16 protein-coding genes are annotated in these 18,853 nt (G+C 68.7%); 7 read left to right on the top strand and 9 right to left on the bottom strand.

The genetic code is table 11. The features are described from left to right. Positions 1–60: 60 nt before the first annotated feature. Positions 61–828 carry a hypothetical protein gene (locus C3942_RS00275; protein ID WP_104228338.1) on the bottom strand — a complete coding sequence of 256 codons (768 nt, stop codon included), beginning with the start codon at positions 826–828 and terminating at the stop codon, positions 61–63. Positions 829–941: 113 nt separating this feature from the next. On the opposite strand from C3942_RS00275, the gene C3942_RS00270 reads away from it, so the two are divergent. From C3942_RS00270 to C3942_RS00240, 7 genes are all read left to right on the top strand, one after another. Then, positions 942–1,592 carry an alpha/beta hydrolase gene (locus C3942_RS00270; RefSeq protein WP_104228337.1) on the top strand — a complete coding sequence of 217 codons (651 nt, stop codon included), beginning with the start codon at positions 942–944 and terminating at the stop codon, positions 1,590–1,592. 115 nt (positions 1,593–1,707) lie between these two features. After that, positions 1,708–2,433 carry a hypothetical protein gene (locus C3942_RS00265; protein WP_104228336.1) on the top strand — a complete coding sequence of 242 codons (726 nt, stop codon included), beginning with the start codon at positions 1,708–1,710 and terminating at the stop codon, positions 2,431–2,433. A gap of 25 nt (positions 2,434–2,458) precedes the next feature. Next, on the top strand, positions 2,459–2,893 hold the full coding sequence (locus C3942_RS00260) for a tellurite resistance TerB family protein (protein ID WP_165797256.1): 435 nt from the start codon (positions 2,459–2,461) through the stop codon (positions 2,891–2,893). Beyond that, positions 2,890–6,459, top strand: a complete 3,570-nt coding sequence (locus tag C3942_RS00255; protein WP_104228334.1) for a response regulator — start codon at positions 2,890–2,892, stop codon at positions 6,457–6,459. Before C3942_RS00260 ends, C3942_RS00255 begins: the two co-directional genes overlap by 4 nt. Positions 6,460–6,584: 125 nt before the next feature. Next, positions 6,585–7,424, top strand: coding sequence for a CheR family methyltransferase (locus C3942_RS00250; protein WP_104228333.1), 840 nt, complete (start codon positions 6,585–6,587; stop codon positions 7,422–7,424). Continuing rightward, complete coding sequence (locus C3942_RS00245) at positions 7,424–7,993, top strand: chemotaxis protein CheB (protein WP_104228332.1); 570 nt, start codon at positions 7,424–7,426, stop codon at positions 7,991–7,993. Before C3942_RS00250 ends, C3942_RS00245 begins: the two co-directional genes overlap by 1 nt. Then, positions 7,990–8,979, top strand: coding sequence for a diguanylate cyclase domain-containing protein (locus C3942_RS00240; RefSeq protein WP_104228331.1), 990 nt, complete (start codon positions 7,990–7,992; stop codon positions 8,977–8,979). The genes C3942_RS00245 and C3942_RS00240 overlap by 4 nt, the downstream gene beginning before the upstream one ends. 73 nt (positions 8,980–9,052) lie before the next feature. Here the strand turns inward: C3942_RS00240 and C3942_RS00235 are convergent, their stop codons facing one another. The 8 genes from C3942_RS00235 to C3942_RS00200 all read right to left on the bottom strand — a co-directional run bounded on the left by C3942_RS00235 (position 9,053) and on the right by C3942_RS00200 (position 18,778). Next, positions 9,053–10,285 (bottom strand): MFS transporter, encoded by a 1,233-nt coding sequence (locus C3942_RS00235; RefSeq protein ID WP_104228330.1) that lies wholly within the window; start codon positions 10,283–10,285, stop codon positions 9,053–9,055. Next, the gene (locus C3942_RS00230) at positions 10,282–10,929 is read right to left on the bottom strand and encodes a DUF502 domain-containing protein (protein WP_243393477.1); all 648 of its coding nucleotides are present in this window, start codon (positions 10,927–10,929) and stop codon (positions 10,282–10,284) included. Before C3942_RS00230 ends, C3942_RS00235 begins: the two co-directional genes overlap by 4 nt. Further along, a complete protein-coding gene (locus tag C3942_RS00225; RefSeq protein WP_104228329.1) occupies positions 10,926–11,564 on the bottom strand; it encodes a fumarylacetoacetate hydrolase family protein in 639 nt (212 codons plus the stop codon). Before C3942_RS00225 ends, C3942_RS00230 begins: the two co-directional genes overlap by 4 nt. Position 11,565: 1 nt before the next feature. Next, positions 11,566–13,173 carry a glycerol-3-phosphate dehydrogenase/oxidase gene (locus tag C3942_RS00220; RefSeq protein ID WP_104228328.1) on the bottom strand — a complete coding sequence of 536 codons (1,608 nt, stop codon included), beginning with the start codon at positions 13,171–13,173 and terminating at the stop codon, positions 11,566–11,568. 84 nt (positions 13,174–13,257) lie between these two features. After that, entirely contained in the window at positions 13,258–14,913 is a 1,656-nt protein-coding gene (locus C3942_RS00215) for a phosphoenolpyruvate carboxykinase (ATP) (protein WP_104228327.1), read from the bottom strand. A gap of 172 nt (positions 14,914–15,085) precedes the next feature. Further along, positions 15,086–16,114: a cation diffusion facilitator family transporter gene (locus C3942_RS00210; protein WP_104228326.1), complete on the bottom strand. Its 1,029-nt coding sequence runs from the start codon at positions 16,112–16,114 to the stop codon at positions 15,086–15,088. Positions 16,115–16,354: 240 nt separating this feature from the next. Further along, positions 16,355–18,376: a methyl-accepting chemotaxis protein gene (locus C3942_RS00205; protein WP_104228325.1), complete on the bottom strand. Its 2,022-nt coding sequence runs from the start codon at positions 18,374–18,376 to the stop codon at positions 16,355–16,357. 36 nt (positions 18,377–18,412) lie between these two features. Further along, positions 18,413–18,778 carry a response regulator gene (locus tag C3942_RS00200; RefSeq protein ID WP_104228324.1) on the bottom strand — a complete coding sequence of 122 codons (366 nt, stop codon included), beginning with the start codon at positions 18,776–18,778 and terminating at the stop codon, positions 18,413–18,415. Positions 18,779–18,853 lie beyond the last annotated feature (75 nt).

Genomic DNA, 18,853 nt, shown 5'->3' with positions numbered 1-18,853 from the left:
CAGTCGGCGGAAACGACAAGGGGAGCCTGCGGCTCCCCTTGGGTGGAACGCATGCCTATTCTAGTGCGCCGAAAGCAGATCGCCCATGTGGCCAGTGCCGCCGTCGAGCCAGGCTTGGTAGGCCGGGGTGTGGCGTTCGATCTCGGCCTTGAGGCGCGATTCGTCCGCCAGGCTGCTGCCCGGCAGGAACGGCAGCAGTTCACGGACGACCGTGTTCAGGCCGCCGTCCACCAGATCCACGAGGCCCGCCAGCGGCGTGTTGGCAGGCAGCGAGAGGATCGTGTCGAGGCCGCCTTCGACGTAAGGAGCGAGGATATCGCCCAGGCCAGGGACCAGGCCGATTAGTTCGCCGACCGTGCCAGGAAGCTGCGGACCTCCCGTCGGCGGCGGATTTTCGGGGTCCGGCTTCGGCGGGCTCGGGCTCTCGTCGTTGTCGAAGGTCTCGTAGGCGATCCAGCCCACGCCCACCACGGCGGCGGCGATCAGGGCCCAGTCGATCGTGCCGTACTGGACTTCGCCATCCTGGTTCAGCTCGGCCTTGCGCTCCACCAGCGGGGCGCCGTTGAGTTCGAACTTCTCCAGGCCGGCCTGCTTGCCGGCGCGGAAGTCGAGTTGCGCGATCGCCGGGCGCGGCGCCTCGAGGAAGCGGCGGTCATGATCCATGCGCAGGCCGTAGTTCAGCTGCTGCGCATCGCTGCCGCGACCGTCGAACTTCAGGTCGAAGTAGGCCTTGAACTCGGGCTGCTTGTCGTTGTAGTCCGCGGCTGCGGCCGAGCCTGCGGTCGCAAACAGTGCGGCGGCAGCTGCCGAGATGATCCAGGTGCGCATGTGTAACTCCCCCGACACGATATTTATTCAAGTGTCTTGAACTATAGCAGGCATACTCGCCGAGGCAAGAGTCGTGCAGAATCGCGGCCTTGGACCCACATGAGGAATGACCGGTGGAACTGCCGCAGCCCGGACAGAGCAGCGAGTGGCTGATCGATGGCCCCGCGGGGCGCATCGAGGCCCTGTTGTCGGCACCCCGGGGCGCGGCGCCGCGGGGCTTCGCCGTGATCTGCCATCCGCACCCGCTGTTCGGCGGGGCCATGAGCAACAAGGTGGTCTACACCCTGTCGTCCGGCGCATTGCAGGCGGGGCTGGCGACGCTGCGCTTCAACTTCCGCGGGGTGGGCCGCAGCGCCGGCCTGCACGACGAGGGCCGCGGCGAAACCGGTGACGTCCTGTTCCTGGCCGGCCTGATGCGGGAGTTGCTGCCGGCCGGCCCGCGCGTGCTGGCGGGCTTCTCCTTCGGCGCCTTCGTCGCGCTGAAGGCGGCGGCGCAGCTGCGGCCGGACGCGCTGGTCAGCATCGCGCCGCCCTTCGGCAAGTACTTCGGCGGCGAGGCGCCGCCGCCGCACCCGGGCTGCCCCTGGCTGGTCGTGCACAGCCGCGACGACGACACGGTCAGCTACGAGGAGACGCGGGAGATTCTGGCGGAGTACTCGCCGCCGCCGCAGCTGGTGACGGTGGACGGAGCCGGCCACTTCTTCCACGGCCGCCTGCAGGACATCAGCACCGTGCTGCTGCCGTTCCTCCAGTCCGCCGCCTAGGGCTTGCGGCCCGTTTCCCGATCGCAGCGCAGCGGGGAATGGGCGACAGGCCCCTGAGCGATGCTATCCTCGGCGGTACTACGAAACGAATCGCATTGTTCCTGAGGAGATCGTCATGCGCCGTCTGCTTCTTGCCCTCGCACTCGCCACCGGCGCCACGCAGGCCTCCGCCTTCGACGCCGACTTCGACCTGACCTGCGTCGATCCGACCACCTGCCAGGCCGACTTCCGCTCCGTCGCCGAGGACATCACGGCCGCGCTGAACTACAAGGCCCTGGGCCCGTCGGAAGCCACCGGCATCACCGGCATCGGCATCGGCGCCTTCGCGACCTATGTCGACGTTGACGATCCGGGCGCTTGGAACCGCCTGACCGGCGAAGACGTGGACGCCATCGGCATGGCCGGCGTGGTGCTGCGCAAGGGCCTGCCCTTCGGCATCGACCTTGGCGCCTTCTACGCCACCGTGCCGGGCGCAGATGCCGACCTCTACGGCGGCGAAGTGCGCTGGGCCATCCTCGAGGGCGGCGTCGCCGAGCCGGCGCTCGCCGTGCGCGGCACCTATACCCGCAGCAGCGGCATCGACGATCTCGACTACGAAGCCATGGGGCTGGACGTGTCGATCTCCAAGGGCTTCGCCTTCCTGACTCCTTATGCCGGCTACGGCTACGTCTGGTCCGAGCTCGACCCCAAGGGCGTGGCGCTGCTGGACAAGGAGGAAGTCGACGCCAGCCGCTTCTTCGTCGGCCTGCGCTTCGGCCTGCTGATCTTCGACATCACGCCGGAGTACGAGCACATCGAAGGCCGCGACAGCTTCAACCTGCTGCTCGGCGCCTCGTTCTGAGCGGCACCGGCTGAGCCGCACGGCCGTGTGGGACAAGCTGGCTAGAGCCCTGGGGGGGCGCCGCCCGGAAGCGGCGGCCCCGCGCCGCGAGCTGGCGATCGCCGTGCTGCTGGTGGAGACCCTGCGGGCGGATTTCGCCGACAGCGAAGCCGAGCGCCTCGCGGCGCGCGGCATCCTGCGCGATCTCTGCGCGCTGGAGGAGGCGGCCCTGGATGCCCTGCTGGCGGAAGCCGAGGGCGAAGTGCGCCGCAACGTCTCGCTGCATGCCTTCGTCGCCGAACTCAACGCGGCGCTGGATGCCGAGGACAAGCGCGACCTGATCGGCGGCATGTGGCGGGTGGCCCATGCCGATGGGCGCGTGCATCCGGAGGAGGAGCTGCTGATCCGGCGCGTCGCCGACCTGCTGTACGTTCCCCATCATGACTTCATCCGCCAGAAGCTGGCGGCGGGCCGGGCGTGAGCGGCGAACGCCGCCGCCTGCCTGCGCCGCTGCGGCGCGTTCTGGGCATCCAGGCGCGGCTGGGCCTGGCCTTCGCGGTGATCCTGCTGCTGTTCGCCGGCAGCGCCCTGATGTTCCGCGCGGCGCTGTCCGAGGTCGACCAGGCGCGCGCCGCCACCGACCGCTCGGAGAAGGTGCTGCAGGCCATCGATGCCCTGTTCGTGCTGGTGCTGGATCAGGAGACCGGGCTGCGCGGCTACCTGCTGTCCTCGAAGGACGAATTCCTGCAGCCCTATCGCCTCGGCGGCGAGCATTTCGAGCAATCCTGGCGCGATCTCCAGGAGCTGACCACCGACGATCCGCGGCAACAGGGCCTGCTGCAGCAGTGGCGCAGCGACATGCTGCGCTGGCGCGGCGAGTTCGCCGAGGTGGTCCTGGAGCACAAGCGCCGCGACGACGAGGATGCCGAACTGGCCCTGGTGCGCAGCGGCAAGGGCAAGCGCATCGTCGACGGCATCCGGGTCCTGGTGGGGCAGATGCAGAAGCACGAGCGCGACCTGCTGCAGGAGCGCGCCGCGCACCTGCAGGCGCGCCTGGATCGCACCCGGGAGCTGATCGTCCTGATGCTGGCGGCGGGGCTCGGCTTCGTGGCGCTGTCGCTGTGGGTCGTGGCGCGCACGGTGACGCGGCCGGTCACGCAGCTCACCGCGCTGATGTCGCGCCTGTCCGCCGGCGACACGAAGCTGGAGGTCCCCTACCGCGGCCACGCCGACGAGATCGGCGCGCTGGCGCGCGGCCTGGAGGTGTTCCGCCGCAGCACCGATGAGCTGGCCGGCCGCGAATGGCTGCAGACCCGTCTCGGCGAACTGTCGGTGGCCTTGCAGGCCTGCAGCACGCCGCAGCAGTTCGGCGAACGCCTGGCCGAGTGCCTCAGCACCAACAGCGGCGCCGTCTGCGCCGTGTTCTTCCGCTGGGACGAGGCGCACCAGCGCTACGAGCCTTCGGGGGCCTACAGCCTGCCGGGCGGCAGCGGCCAGCGCAGCTATGCGCGGGGCGAGGGGCTGGTCGGGCAGGTGGCCCAGGACGGGCAGCCGCGCGTGGTGCGCGAGTTGCCGGAATCCTACCTGCGCGTGCGCAGCGGCCTGGGCGAGATGGCGCCGCCATCCCTGCGCCTGTTGCCGCTGGCCGGCCGCGAGCGCGTCATCGGCGTGATCGAGCTGGCCTATTTCACCGAGCCCGGCACGCTGCAGGCGGACTTCCTCGGCCAGGCCACGAGCTTTGCCGCCCTGGTGCTGGAAACCCTGGAGCGCGGCCTGGCGACCATGGAGCTGCTGCGGCAGACGCAGTACCAGAAGGAGGAACTGCAGGCCTCCGACGAGGCCCTGCGGGCGCAGCAGGAGGAGCTGCGCGCCACCAACGAGGCCCTGCGCGAGAAATCCCAGCTGCTGGAGGAGCAGGGCCAGCGCCTGCGCGCCAGCGAGGAGGAGCTGCGGGTGCAGGCGGAGGAGCTGCGCGTCGCCAACAGCAGCCTGGAGGAGCGCGGGCAGGCCCTGCAGTCGCAGAAGCAGGCGCTGGAGCAGGCCCAGGCCGAGCTGGAGGAAAAGGCCGTCGACCTGGAGCAGGCCAGCCGCTACAAGAGCGAATTCCTGGCCAACATGTCGCATGAGCTGCGCACGCCGCTGAACAGCCTGCTGATCCTGTCCAAGGGACTGGCCGACAACGAGGACGGCAATCTCACGGCCGAGCAGGTGGAAAGCGCCGGCATCGTCCATGACAGCGGCCGCAACCTGCTCAACCTGATCAACGACATCCTCGACCTGTCCAAGGTCGAGGCGGGCAAGATGCAGGTAGTGGCCGAGGACGTGAACCTGGCGGCATTGGCCGCCGGCGCCGAGCGCAACTTCCGTCCCGTGGCGGAGCAGAAGAAGCTCACGCTGGAGGTGTTCCGCGCGCCGGGACTTCCGGCCTCGATCCATTCGGACGGCACGCGCATCAACCAGATCCTGGCCAACCTGCTGTCCAATGCCTTCAAGTTCACCCACCAGGGCGGCGTGCGGCTCGAAATGCTGCCGATCGGTGAGGGAAAGCATGCCGGCGGCGTGTTGCTGCGCGTCCGGGATACCGGCATCGGCATCCCGCAGGAGAAGCTGGCCCGCATCTTCCAGGCCTTCGAGCAGGCCGACTCCGGTACCAGCCGCCGCTACGGCGGCACCGGGCTGGGCCTGTCGATCGTCAAGGCACTGGCGGAACTGCTGGGCGGCGAGGTGCGGCTGGAAAGCGCGCCGGGGCAGGGCTCCACGTTCTCGGTGAGCCTGCCGGCGGCGGTTCCGGCGGAGAACGCCCCCGTAGCAGCGCGTCCCGCCGTGGCGGCGGCTCCTCCTGCGGAGCCGGTGGTGTTGCCGGCACCCCCGGTGGCCGAGCCGCCCGCCGAGGCCCCGGGCACCACCATCCTCATCGTGGAGGACGACGCGCAGTTCGCCGAGGTGCTGGCCGGACTGGCGCGCGGCCGCCACTACCGCGCCCTGGTGGCGCACGACGGGGAATCCGGCCTGGCGCTGGCGCGGCGGCACCGGCCCGCCGGCATCCTGCTCGACATCGGCCTGCCGAAGATGGACGGCTGGCAGGTGATGGAACGCCTGCAGTCGGATCCGCTCACGGCCGGAATCCCCGTGCATTTCATCTCCGGCGCCGACGCGGAAGGCCAGGCGCGTGCCGCCGGCGCGGCGGGTTACCTGAAGAAGCCGGTGGCCCGCGAGGACGTGGAGCGCGTGTTCGACGGGCTGCCGGGCCTGCCTGCCGGCGCGCGCCGCATCCTGATCATCGACGACAGTCCCGCCGACCGCCGACTGGTGCGCGAGATGCTGCGCGGCGAGTCGGTGCAGATCGACGAGGTCGGCAGCGCCGAGGAGGCGCTGGAACGCACCGCGCGGGAGGCCTACGACCTGCTGATCCTCGACCTGGGCCTGCCCGGCATGGACGGCTTCCAGTTCCTGGAACGGGCCAGCGCCCGCGGCCCGCTGCCGGCGGTGGTGATCCATTCCGGGCGGGAGCTGACGCGCGAGGAGGGCATGCGCCTGCGCGAGTACACCGAAACCATCGTGCTCAAGAGTGCGCCCTCGCCGCAGCGCCTGCTGGACGAGGTCACGCTGTTCCTGCATAGCATCCGCAAGGTGGGCGCGCCGCTGGCCACGCCGCCGCGGCCGGCGGCGGCCAGCTTCGGCGGCAAGACCGTGCTGGTGGTGGACGACGACATGCGCAACATCTTCGCACTGTCCAAGGCGCTGCGCAGCCGCGGGCTGAAGGTGCTGATGGCCCAGGACGGGTACAAGGCCATCGCCCAGCTCGAATCGAATCCCGAGATCGACCTGGTGCTGATGGACATCATGATGCCGGGCATGGACGGCTACGAAACCATCCGGCGCATCCGCGAGCGGGATTCATGGCGATCGCTGCCGATCATCGCGGTCACGGCCAAGGCCATGGTCGGCGACCGCGAGAAATGCCTGGAGGCCGGTGCCAACGACTACTGCTCCAAGCCGATCGACGTGGAACAACTGGTCGTCCAGATGCAGGCGCTGCTGGGGTGAGGCGGGAATTGAAGAGAGTCCAGCGGACTCCTGTTCCGCCGAACGCCCCGCCATGGATGGCCGGGCGGGGGCTTATTGAGGCGACTGAGGTCTCGCCATGGATGGCGGCATGAATCGAGGTTGAAATGCATTTGACCGATCGCCAGGACATCGAGATCGCGCTCTTCGTCGAGGCCTTGCGCAAGCGCCACGGCTACGATTTCGGGCAGTACGCCCCGGCCTCGTTCAAGCGGCGGGTCCTGGGCCTTGCGACCGCCCTGCACCTGCGCTCCGTATCCGAGCTGACCGAGCGGGTGATCCATGACGACGGCTTCATCCATGCGGTGATCGAGCGCCTGTCGGTGCCGGTGTCGGAACTGTTCCGCGAGCCCCAGACCTTCGTCGCGCTGCGCGAGCACGTACTGCCCCAGCTGGCCAGCTATCCGCATATCAATATCTGGCAGGCAGGCTGCGCCCACGGCGAGGAGGCCTACTCGATGGCGATCCTGCTGCGCGAGGCCGGCATGTACGAGCGCGCCCAGATCTATGCCACCGATTTCAGCGACGCGGCGCTGGCCAAGGCCCAGGAGGGCATCTATCCGTCGCGTGAGATGCCGCTGTACCTGGAGAACTACCGCAAGGCCGGCGGCAAGGCGCGGCTGCAGGACTACTGCACCGAGAAGTACGATTACCTGAAGATGCACGACGAGCTGCGTGCGCACATCACCTTCGCCAACCACAACCTGGTCTCCGACGGCGTGTTCGGCGAAATGCACCTGATCCTGTGCCGCAACGTGCTGATCTACTTCACCGACCCGCTGCAGGACCGGGTGCTGGGCCTGTTCCGCGACAGCCTGGTGCGGGGCGGCTATCTCTGCATCGGCATCAAGGAATCCCTCAGCTTTTCCGCGGTGGCGGCTGACTTCCAGCTGCTGAGCCGCGAACTGCCGGTGTTCCGCCGCGTGGCACCGAAGGCGGTGCCGTGATGGAGGCCTGCGTGGTGGGCGCCTCCACCGGCGGAGTGGCGGCGCTGCGCAGACTGCTGCGCGGGCTCGATGCCGGCTTCCGGCCCAGCGTGATCGTGGTGCAGCACACCGGCACCGAGGGCTTCGGCATGCTGGTGAGCCTGCTGCGCGACAGCTGCGCCCTGCCGGTCAGCGAGGCCCGGGCGCGAGAGCCGGTGCTGCCCGGACATGTCTACCTGGCGCCGCCGCGCTATCACCTGCTGGTCGAGCACCGGCGGCATTTCTCGCTGTCGGTGGACGAGCGCGTCTGCCATGTGCGGCCTTCGGCCGACGTGCTGTTCGCGTCCGCGGCCGAGGTCTGGCGCGAGCAACTGGTCGCCGTGCTGCTGACCGGCGCCAACGATGACGGCGCGCGCGGCGCGGCCCAGGTGCGCGGACTGGGCGGCAAGCTGATCGTGCAGGACCCGGCGGAGGCCGAGGCGCCGGAGATGCCCGCCGCGGCGCTGCGCCTGGCCGGTGCCGACCATCTGCTGCCCCTTGCGGGCATCGCCCCCCTTCTCATGAAACTGGCCGGGAGGCCTGCCGCATGACCGAGCTGTCTCGCCCCAAGATCCTGGTCGTGGACGACACGCCGGCCAACCTGGTCGCCATGCGGCGTCTGCTGTCGAAGGTCGATGCGGAACTGGTCGAGGCCGATTCGGGCAATGCCGCCCTGGCCGCCACGCTGGACCATGAGTTCGCGCTGGTGCTGCTGGACGTCAACATGCCGGACATGGACGGCTTCGAGGTGGCCAGCCACCTGGCCGGCGAGGACAGTACCCGCGACACGCCGGTGATCTTCGTGACGGCCGCGATGGTCGATGACCTCAACCGGCTCAAGGGCTACAGCTTCGGTGCCGTGGACTACATCGCCAAGCCGATCAACGACACCATCCTGCTGTCCAAGGTGCGCGTGTTCCTCGAACTGTACCGGCGCAAGCAGCAGCTGCAGCAGCTGGTGCGTGAACTGGAAAGCGAGGTGGCGATCCGCAAGCGTGCCGAGGAGCAGGTGCGCCATGAGGCCACGCATGACGCGCTTACCGGCCTGCCGAACCGCGCCCTGTTCCTGGACCGGCTCGACGGCGCGCTGGAGCGTTCGCGGCGCGCGCAGCGGCCGTTCGCGCTGCTGTACATCGACATCGACGGCTTCAAGCCGGTCAACGACACCCACGGCCACCTGGCGGGCGACCAGCTGCTGCAGGCGATCGCGGCGCGCCTGCTGTCGCGCATGCGCAAGTCCGACACGGTGGCCCGCCTTGGCGGCGACGAGTTCGCGGTGATCCTGGAGGAGGCCATGGACGTGCCGGGCGTGGCGCTCAAGGCGGCGGAGGAGCTGTGTATGATGTTGCGCGAGCCCTACGACCTGGGTCCGGACATCCGGGTGACGGTGGGTGCCAGCATCGGCGTCGCCTGCCATTCGTCGCAGGCGGCAGAGGCGGGCGCGAAGCCGCGCGATGCCCTGATCCGCGCCGCCGACGACGCCATGTACCGGGCCAAGCGCGGCGGCAAGAACCGCTGCGTGCTGGCGGACGGATAGCGGCCCGCCCCTCGGGGGCGGACCCGGCCCTGGCGTCGCCAGGGCCTGTGGCCGGAGCCGCTCCCGCGAGGCTTCAGGCGCGGCGGCGCCACACCGACCCCAGCCGCTCCGGTCCGGCGCCCCGGTCGAGCCGCCACACCAGCAGCAGGCAGCCGGCGCCGGACAGCAGGATGCCGGCGGCCATCATCGGCGCATATCCCAGGGCATCGGCGACCACGGCCCCGGCGAAGGAGGCCAGTCCGGTGCCGATCACCACCGCACAGGCCAGCAGCGTGTAGTCGGTGCCGGCGTGATCGGGGTCGGAGGCGTCCATCATCAGCGTGAACAGCGCCACGGTGGCCATGCCGCCGAACAGGTGCTCGCCCAGGCAGCCGGCCCAGATCAGCTCCTTGCCGCCCCAGCCCAGCGCGGCGGCGAGATAGGGCAGCAGGCTGAGCGTCTGCAACAGCCCGCAACCGAGCAGCGCGGCACGCCGGCCCAGGCGCCAGGCCGCCCAGCCGCCCAGCGCGGCCCCGGCCAGTCCCGCGGCCGAACCGAGCGTGCCCTTGAGCAGGGCGATCTCCTCCTTGGACAGGCCGTAGTCCTTGAGGAAGGGCCCCACCAGCGAGGACACCATGCTGTCGCCGAACTTGTAGGCGCAGATCAGCAGGATGAAGGGCAGCAGGCCCGGCTGGCGCAGGCGCCGCGCCCAGCCCAGCGCCAGCTGCCGGGCCGCGGCCGGCGGCGCATGGCTCTCCGCGGACTCGCCGCGCAGGAACAGCACCGGCAGGCAGGTCAGCAGCAGGATGCCGGCCATGGCCAGGAACATCGCCTGCCAGCCCGATTGCGCGAACACCCACAGCAGCCAGCCGCCGCCCAGCACCATGCCCAGGCGGTAGGCGCCCACCTGCAGGCCATTGCCCAGGCCGCGCTCCTTCTCGCCGAGCAGGCGCACCGCCAGGCCGTCGGTCGCCACGTCCTGCATGGCCGCCAGCAGGTTGAACAGCAGCAGTGCGGCGAAGATCAGGGCAAAGGAGTCGCCGATATCGGCCAAGGCGAGCAGGCCGGCGCCGGCCGCCGCGGTCAGCTGCAGCGGCAGGATCCACTGCCGGCGCGTGCCGGTCCGGTCCACCAGCGGGGCCCAGAGGAACTTCAGCGCCCAGGGCAGGAACAGCAGGCTGGTGGCGCTGATCGCCTTCAGCGACAGTCCCGCCTCGCGCATCAGCACCGGCAAGGCCTGCGTGAAGAAGCCGTAGGGCAGGCCCTGCGCCAGGTACAGGCTGCCGAGCAGCACCAGCCTGTAGGCGCGGCCCCGGGCCAGGCTCATGCCGCAGGCGGGGTGCCGCGGGGCGGCTCTTCGTTGGGCCGCGACATGCCGGCGGTGATGACGAAGCGCATGGCTTCCTCGAAGCTCATGTCCAGGGGCGTCAGGTACTGGCGCGGCAGCATCACGGTGTAGCCGCCGATCTGGTAGCTCATCGGCAGGTAGACCGCGACGCAGCCGCCGGTGTCGCAGCCGGCGATGCCGGCTTCCACCAGGTCGTCGACGGTGACGAAGCCCACCAGGCGGATCGGCAGGTTGGGCATCTGCACCATGACCACCTGGCCGAACTTGCGCTCGCGCTTGTTGGACATGAAGCCGGTCAGATCGCGCACGGCGCCGTAGACCGTCTTGACCAGGGGAATGCGGTTCAGCGCGCTCTCCAGCCAGCCGAAGGCCTGCTGCACGAACAGCCCCTTCATGCCCAGGCCGACCAGGTAGATCAGCACGATGGCCACCAGCAGGCCCATGCCGGGCAGGTACAGGCCGCGCGGCAGCAGGAAGCCCAGCAGTCCGCCCAGTACCGCCTCGGCGGCGCCGATCAGCCACATGACCAGGGCCACCGTCACCAGGATCGGCAGCACCGCCAGCAGGCCGGTGAAGAAGGTGCCGGCGATCTTGCGCAGCTGCTGCTTCTGTTGCTCGTTCACTTTTTCTCCTGCCTGCAGGTCCAGCGGAATTCGCCGATGCCCTCGCTGGCCAGCACCAGCTTGTCGCCGTGGGCCAGCGGACCGACGCCCTTGGGGGTGCCGGTGAAGATCACATCGCCAGGCTGCAGTGCCCAGCTCTGCGAGAGGATGTGGATCTGCCGCGCCACCGGGTACAGCATCTCGCGCGTGCGGCCCTGCTGGCGCAGCTCGCCGTTGACGTGCAGGCTGAACTCCAGCTTCTGCAGGTCCTGCTCGAGGTAGGGCTTGAAGTCGCCCAGCGCGGCGCTGCCGTCGTAGGACTTGGCGATCTCCCAGGGCTTGCCCTTGTTCTTCAGTTCCGTCTGCAGCTCGCGCAGCGTCAGGTCCAGGCCCAGGGTCAGGCCGGCGACGCTGGACAGCGCATGCTTGAGCGGGATGTTGCGGCCTCCTCCGGTCAGCATCACCACCAGTTCGGCCTCGTAATGGACGCTGCCGCGATGGCGGGGCAGGGGGATGGGCTCGCCCTCGTGCACCGCCGCGGAAGCGGGCTTCATGAAGACCACGCAGTCGCCGTCGGCTGCGTGCCCCAGGTGCGCCAGCTCGGCGACGTGGTCGGCGTAGTTCTTGCCGATGCAGAAGATCCTGTTGATCCGCATGTCAGCCTGCCTCGCCGAAGTATTCGTCGTGCCGGGCCTGGGCCTCGTCGCCGAAGAGGATGCGGCAGGCTTCCATCAGGCCCGGCGACTGGCGGATGGTTTCGCGGCGCTCCACCAGGGCGATCTTGGAACGGCGGCGCAGGAAATCGTCGAGCGTCACCACCATCTCGCGCCGTGCGGCCTGGCGCAGCTCGCAGCGGATGTACTCGGTGCCCTTGATCAGCACCTCGGCCTCGCGCGCATCCTCGCGGATGTTCTCGAGCAGGCCGATGGCCTGTGCGCCATAGCGCCGCCACAGGCGCTGCGACAGCGGCTCCGAGGATTCCGGAGCCGTGTAGGCGTCGAGCTTCATCAGCCGCGCCTGGTGCAGGAACTCGTCGCGCACCGCGTCAGGCGGCTCGCCGTACCAGGTGAAGCCGGGTTCCGGGATGTCCACGCCCAGGCGCCGCACCTCCTCGCAGATCTCCTCGCCGACATTGATGCAGTCTGTGAGCTTGCCGCCGAAGATGCTGATCCGCTGCGAGGCGGCCTGCACCTCGACGGCGTGCTTGCGCGACAGCTGCAGGAAATCGGTCTTGTCGCCGGCATGGCCCTCGACCACCAGCGGACGCACGCCGCAACGCTCCGAGATGACGTCCGCCGCGGTCAGGGGCCGGGGCAGGTTCAGGCGCTTGTTGATGTTGTCGAGCACGAAGCGGCGATCCGCCTCGGTGACCGTGGCATGGGGGCTGTCCACGCGGTTGTCGGTGGTGCCGATGCAGGTGCGGTTGCCCTGCGGGATGGCGAAGAACAGGCGCCCGTCGTCGGCGAAGAAGGTCAGCACGCGCTTGCTGTCGGTGATGCGCGGCACGATCAGGTGGATGCCCTTGGAGAATACGTGCCGGTGGCGCGTGGCGATGCCGTCCCTGGCGTTGACCTCGTCGACGAAGGGCCCTGCGGCGTTGACCAGCACCTTGCTGCGCACCGGGAAGCTCTCGCCGGAACGGACGTCGCGCAGCTGCGTGACCCACTCGGTGCCCTCGCGGTGCGAGCCTTCCGAGGCGACGTAGTTGGCGGCGATGCAGCCGCGGCTCAGCGCCGAGCGGATGAAATTGAAGACGAAGCGTGCGTCGTTGTCGTGCAGGTAGGAGTCGGAGTACTCGAAGCCGCCGCTGAGCGAGTCGGTGCGGACCACCGGCTCCTCGCGGCGGATCGCCGCGACGGTGCGCAGGAACGGGACGCGGGTGAAGCCGTTGCCGATCAGCCAGTACAGCCAGGTGCCCGCCCACAGGATCCAGGGATGCCAGCGGAAGCCCTTCTGGACCGAGGTGAAGAAGCGGATTTCCTTCACATTGGAGGGATAGCTGCGGATCAGCCGGTTGCGGCTCATGCACAGGGCTCGCACCAGCGGATACTCCCAGGTCTCCATGTACTTGATGCCACCCCAGGCCAGATTGGACGACTGCTGGCTGGTGAAGCCGGCGAAGTCGCCCTTGTCGATCAGGGCCACCGAGACGCCGCGCGCCGCCAGGGCGGCCGCGGCGACGGCGCCGTTGATGCCGCCGCCGACGATCAGCACGTCGAAGGACTGGGCCTTGAGCTTGGCGATGTTGCTGGCGCGTAGTTTCATGGGCAGGCGGTCAGGGCGGACAGGGGTATTCTGAAACAAAAAGGCCGGGCAGTGCCCGGCCTTTTCGCTGAAACGAGGCAAGCCTCAGATGCGCTCCTCGATGCCGAAGGCGGCGAAGCCCTTCTTCTTGAAGTTGTCGCGGAACATGTCGCGCAGCTTCGTGGCGGTGGCGTCGTAGGCGTCCTTGTCGGCCCAGGTGTTGCGAGGGTTCAGGATGCCGGAGTCGACGCCCGGGCAGGACTTGGGCATCTTGAGGTTGAGGATCGGGTGAACCTCGGTCTCGACGCCGTCCAGCTCGCCGTTCAGGGCCGCGTCGAGCAGCGCGCGGGTCACCTTGAGCTTCATGCGGGCTCCGCCGGTGGTGGCGCCGCCGCCGCTCCAGCCGGTGTTCAGCAGGATGCAGCGGGCCTGGTGCTGCTGCATCTTCTCGGCCAGCAGCTTGGCGTAGACATTGGGCTTCTGCGCCATGAAGGGGCCGCCGAAGCAGGCCGAGAAGGTCGGCTGCGGCTCGCTGACGCCGACTTCCGTGCCGGCGACGCGGGCGGTGAAGCCCGAGACGAAGTGGTACATCACGTCCTTGGGCTCGAGGATCGAGATCGGCGGCAGCACGCCAAAGGCGTCGGCGGTCAGCAGCACGATGGTCTTCGGATGCGGGCCCTGGCCATTGGGCATGACGTTGGGGTTGGCATCCAGCGGATAGGAGAAGCGGGTGTTCTCGGCGATGGAGCCGTCGAACAGGTCCAGCTCGTCCGGGTGGCACTCCTCCATCTTCTTGCCGGGCAGGGGCGGCACGTTCTCGATGATCGTGCCCGGCTTGCTCAGGGCCTGGGCGATGACCGGCTCGTTCTGCTTGTCCAGGTCGATCAGCTTGGCGTAGCAGCCGTCTTCCAGGTTGCAGAGGCCGTTGTCGGACCAGATGGTCTCGTCGTCGCCGATCAGGCGGCGGTTGGCGTCGGCCGACAGCGTGGTCTTGCCCGTGCCGGAAAGGCCGAACAGGATCGCGGCGTCGTTGTTCTTGCCGACGTTGGCCGAGCAGTGCATCGACAGGCGGCCTTCCTTCGGCAGCAGGTAGTTGCCGACCGTGAAGATGGTCTTCTTGTTGACGCCGCAGTAGTCGGCGCGGCCGGCCACCAGGCAGATCTTGTTGCGCGTGTCGATGATCACGGCGGCTTCGGCACGGCTGCCGTCACGCTCCGGCTCGCAGACGAAGCTGGGCACGTTCAGCATGGTCCAGCGGCGCGCGTCGACATCCTTCACGCCCTGCAGGTCCTTGGGGAACATGTTGTGGCAGAACATCGCATGCGTGGCGTACTCGCCGACGAAGCGGTAAGGCACCGCGAAGTCCGGATCGGAGCCCATGAACAGGTCCTTCACGTACAGCGTGGCCTTCTTGTCGTTCAGGTGGGCCACGACGCGCTGGAGCAGCGCCTCGTACTTTCCGGTGTCGTACGGGTTGAGGTCGGCCTTGAACCAGATCTCGTCGGCGATCTCGGGCCACTTCACCGCGTAGGTGTCCTTGGTGCGGCGGCCGGTGCAGTCGGGGTCGGTGTAGTAGACCAGGGGACCGTTCACGCCCAGCTTGGTCGGGAAAGCTTTCTGCTCGTTGCTCGGACCGCCGCGGCGGACGCGGCCGCGGTCGTTGGCGATGGCTTCGTGAAACAGCTCCGGCTTGGACAGGTTGTACTTGTAACTGACGTTTTTGAGTCCGAAGAGCTTCTCGAGATCGGCCTGAAAGGTCATGAACTTTCCTTAAACTGGACAGAAAATGGGCTAAAAGTTGGGCAAAAAATCAGCAGTGGACGGCGAGGCTGGCCGTTGAAGAGCGCAAATGGTAAGGAGGGGGCGGGTAGGAGGCAAGTTGCGCCGGCGCCATGCCCCTGGCGGTACGGCCAACCCCGACCGGCCGCGCGCTTCAGCCGGCGCAGCGGTGCTCCGGTTCGGCGCAGGGCTGGCGCTCGATCTGCACGGTGACATGGCCTATCGCCCGGGTGCTGCGCAGGAAATCGCCGATTCCGGCCGTTACCTGGTCGCCGTCGGCCCCGGGCCCGAGCACGGCGTGCAGGGTGATGATGCGTTCCTCCGGGGTCAGCGACCACAGGTGGACGTGGTGCACCCCGGCCACGCCGGGCACCGCCTCGCGCATTTCACGTTCCAGCTGGGCCGGGTCCAGCTCGGTCGGGCTGCCCTGCAGCAGGATGTGGCCGGACTCGCGGGTGATGCGCAGGGCGGTGCGCAGGATCAGGCCGCAGACCAGCACCGAGAGCAGCGGGTCCACCGGCGTCCAGCCGGTGGCCATGATGACCAGGGCCGCCGCGATCGCCGCGACCGAGCCCAGCAGGTCGCCCAGTACATGGGCCAGGGCACCTTCCACATTGAGGTTGCCGCGCCCGCCCCGGTGCAGGATCCAGAAGGCCGCCAGGTTCACCAGCAGGCCCAGGCAGGCGATGACCAGCATCGGCCCGGCCAGCACCGGCACGGGCTTGAACAGGCGGATCGCCGCTTCCACCGCGATCCAGGCCACCAGGGCCACCAGGGACAGTCCGTTGACGAAGGCGGCCAGCACCTGCATGCGGCCGTAGCCGTAGGAGCGGCGCCGGTCGGAGGGACGGCGGCTCATGCGCACGGCGAACAGGGCCAGCGCCAGCGAGGCGGCGTCGGTCAGCATGTGGCCGGCGTCGGCGATCAGGGCCAGGGAGCCGGAGATCAGGCCGCCGACGACCTCGGCCAGCATGAAGCCGGCGGTGAGGACGAAGGCGGTCAGCAGCTGCCGTTCGCTGCCGTGGGGGCGGTCGTGGGAATGGCCGTGGCCGCCGTGGCCATGGCTGTGCGAGTGCCCGTGGTCATTCCCGTGATGATCGTGCCCAGGGCGGTCATGGCTATGGTCGTGCGAGTGACCGGGGCCGTGGGAGTGGGGCTTGTGTGGGGGGTGATCGTGCGGCATGGGGCGAAGCTTAGCGGATTCCCGCTTTTGCTCCCTCTTCCCGCAGGCGGGGGTGATTCGCCGCGCTTTGGCGATGGCTCAATGTCATGCCGAGGTAGGCCAAACATGCCCCGCAGGGCAATGGGCGAGCTGATGTGTGGCCATGGATGGCGCCCCCTCTTGTCTCCCTCGCCGCCTGCGGGGGAGGAAGCAGCACAAAAAACCCCGCCGAAGCGGGGCTTGTCTGAAGCGCTGGGGCGGTTACGGCACCAGCCCCGTCTCGTCCGGCAGCTTGAAGCCCGACACCGACTCGCGCAGCTTCTCGGAGAGCGTGTTCAACTCGCCGACCGCTTGGGCCGTCTGGCTGGCGGAGCCGGAGGTCTGCATGGCGATGTCCCGGATGACCTGCATGGTGCCGGCGATCTTGGTCGCGGCGCCGGACTGGTTGCGGGCGGAGGAGGAGATCTCCGTGATCAGCTTGGCCAGTTCCTGCGAGGACGACTCGATGCGGGTCAGCGACTGGCCCGCTTCTTCGGCGCTCTTGGCGCCGACCACCACGTTCTGGGTGGAGCGCTCCATCGAGATGATGGCCTCGTTGGTGTCGGCCTGAATCGTCTTGACCAGATTTTCGATCTGGCGCGTGGCGGTGGCGGCGCGCTCGGCGAGTCGCTGGACTTCGTCGGCAACCACCGCGAAGCCGCGGCCCGCTTCGCCGGCCATGGCGGCCTGGATCGAGGCGTTCAGCGCCAGCGTGTTGGTCTGCTCGGCGATGTCGTTGATGAACTCGATGATGTTGCCGATTTCCTGTGACGATTCGCCCAGGCGCTTGATGCGCTTGGAGGTGTCCTGGATCTGCTCGCGCAGCGCGGCCATGCCCTGGATCGTGCGGCCCACGGTCTGGGCGCCGTTGTGGGCCACCTGCACCGACTGCTGTGCCTGCAGAGCCAGCTGGTCGGCGCGCGCGGACACCTGCTGCATGGACTGCGCCGTGGAAGCGATGGTGCTGGTCACCGCGTTGATCTCGCGGGCCTGGCGCTCCGAGGCTTCGGTCATGCGCATCGCGGTCTGGGAGGTGGCGCCGGCCGAGGCCGCGATCTCCACCGAGGTGCTGTTGATCGTGCCGACCAGGTTGCGCATGTTCTGGACGGTGTAGTTGATGGAGTCGGCGATCGCGCCGGTGAAGTCCTCCGTCACCGTCACGTCCACGGTCAGGTCGCCGTCGGCCAGGTTCGTGATTTCGTCCAGCAGGCCGAGAATGGCCTGCTGCTGGCGGGCGTCGCGGTCGTCGGCAAAGCGGATGCGGCTGCGGAAGTTGATGATCATCAGCACGGCGGCGCCCACCATCAGCACCAGGGCGGCGAAGCCGGCGAGGCCGATCAGGATCGGCGCCACCACTTCCTTGACGCGCGTGTCGATCAGGCGCTGCTCCAGCGCGCCGGAGGTGGCGATGACGTCCGCCGCGGCGCCCTTGATCTGGCCCGACGCCAGCTGCATCTTGTTGATCGCCTCGGCATCGACATTGATGGCCTTGGTCGCCTCCGCCAGCGGCTCGAAGCGCTCCGCGGCGGTGCGCGCGGCGGGGTCGCCCAGCAGGGCGTTGTTGCGCAGGAACTCGTCGACCTCGTGCTGCAGGGCGTCGGCGGAAACCTTGGCGTCGCGGCCCTGCGACAGCACGCGCTGGGCGGTGGCGGCGATGCGCTCCAGGCGGTTCAGCTGCCCGGCGGCGGTGTAGATCTGGGCGGAGGAGGCGCCACGCGCACCGAGGCGTTCGGCCATGTCGGCGTACAGCGTGTAGATGCCCTGGTCCTGCGCCGGATCCTCGGAGGTATGGATCGCCTCGGTGATGATCGAGATGTTGCTGGCGACGCGCTTGTACGGCACTTCGCCGCCGAGCACCGCCTGCACCACGACATGCGCCTTCTTCCAGGACTCGGCCACCGCCTGGACTTCCGCCTGCACGATGGCCGGCGCCGGCTCGATGTCGGCTTCCTCGTCGCCCTGGGCCAGTCCGTTGATCACGGTGCCGAGGTCGTCGGCGCGAGCCGACAGGGTCTGGAAGTCGGGCGCCACGCCGCGGGCGGCTTCCTCGCCGATCTGTGCCAGTTCGTTGACGTCGGTGGGGATGGAACGTGCCAGCGTCACCCACTGCTCGTCCTGGGATTCGGTCGACTGGACGTACAGGAATCCGAGCATCGCGGCTGCCATGAACACCACGGCGAGCCCCAGCAGCAACAGTTCGCGGCTACTGGCCGCGCCCTTGGCCTGGTTCTTTTCTTCGGCCATCGTTCTCCCCCGAGTTTTCTAGGTTTGGCGGCGCACTCAGGCGCCCAGCAGGGCGCTGATCTTGCCGAGCAGGTCGGGTTCCTTGACCGGCTTGACCATGTATTCCTTGGCGCCCTGGCGCAGCGCCCAGACACGGTCGGTTTCCTGGCTCTTGCTGCTGACGACGACGATGGGGATATGGCTGGTGGCCGCATCCTTGCTCAGCGTGCGGGTGGCCTGGAAGCCGTTCACGCCCGGCATCACCACGTCCATGATCACGATGTCGGGGCGCTCCAGCTTGACGCGGTCCAGCACATCATGGCCGCTGGAAGCCTCGATCACCGTGTGGCCGGCCTTCTGCAGGATCGCCCTGAGGTTCTGCACGTCCGTCGGGGAATCGTCAACGATCAACACTCGCGCCATGTGCTTCCTCGATCAGCCCGCAAAGGGCTGCCTCCCAAGTAAAGAATTCTGTCAGTACAAATGTTTGCTCAAGAC

It is taken from the genome of Solimonas fluminis (genome assembly GCF_002930645.1).
GTDB classification, from domain to species: Bacteria; Pseudomonadota; Gammaproteobacteria; order Nevskiales; family Nevskiaceae; genus Solimonas_A; species Solimonas_A fluminis.
This window is presented reverse-complemented; position numbering and strand designations above follow the sequence as displayed.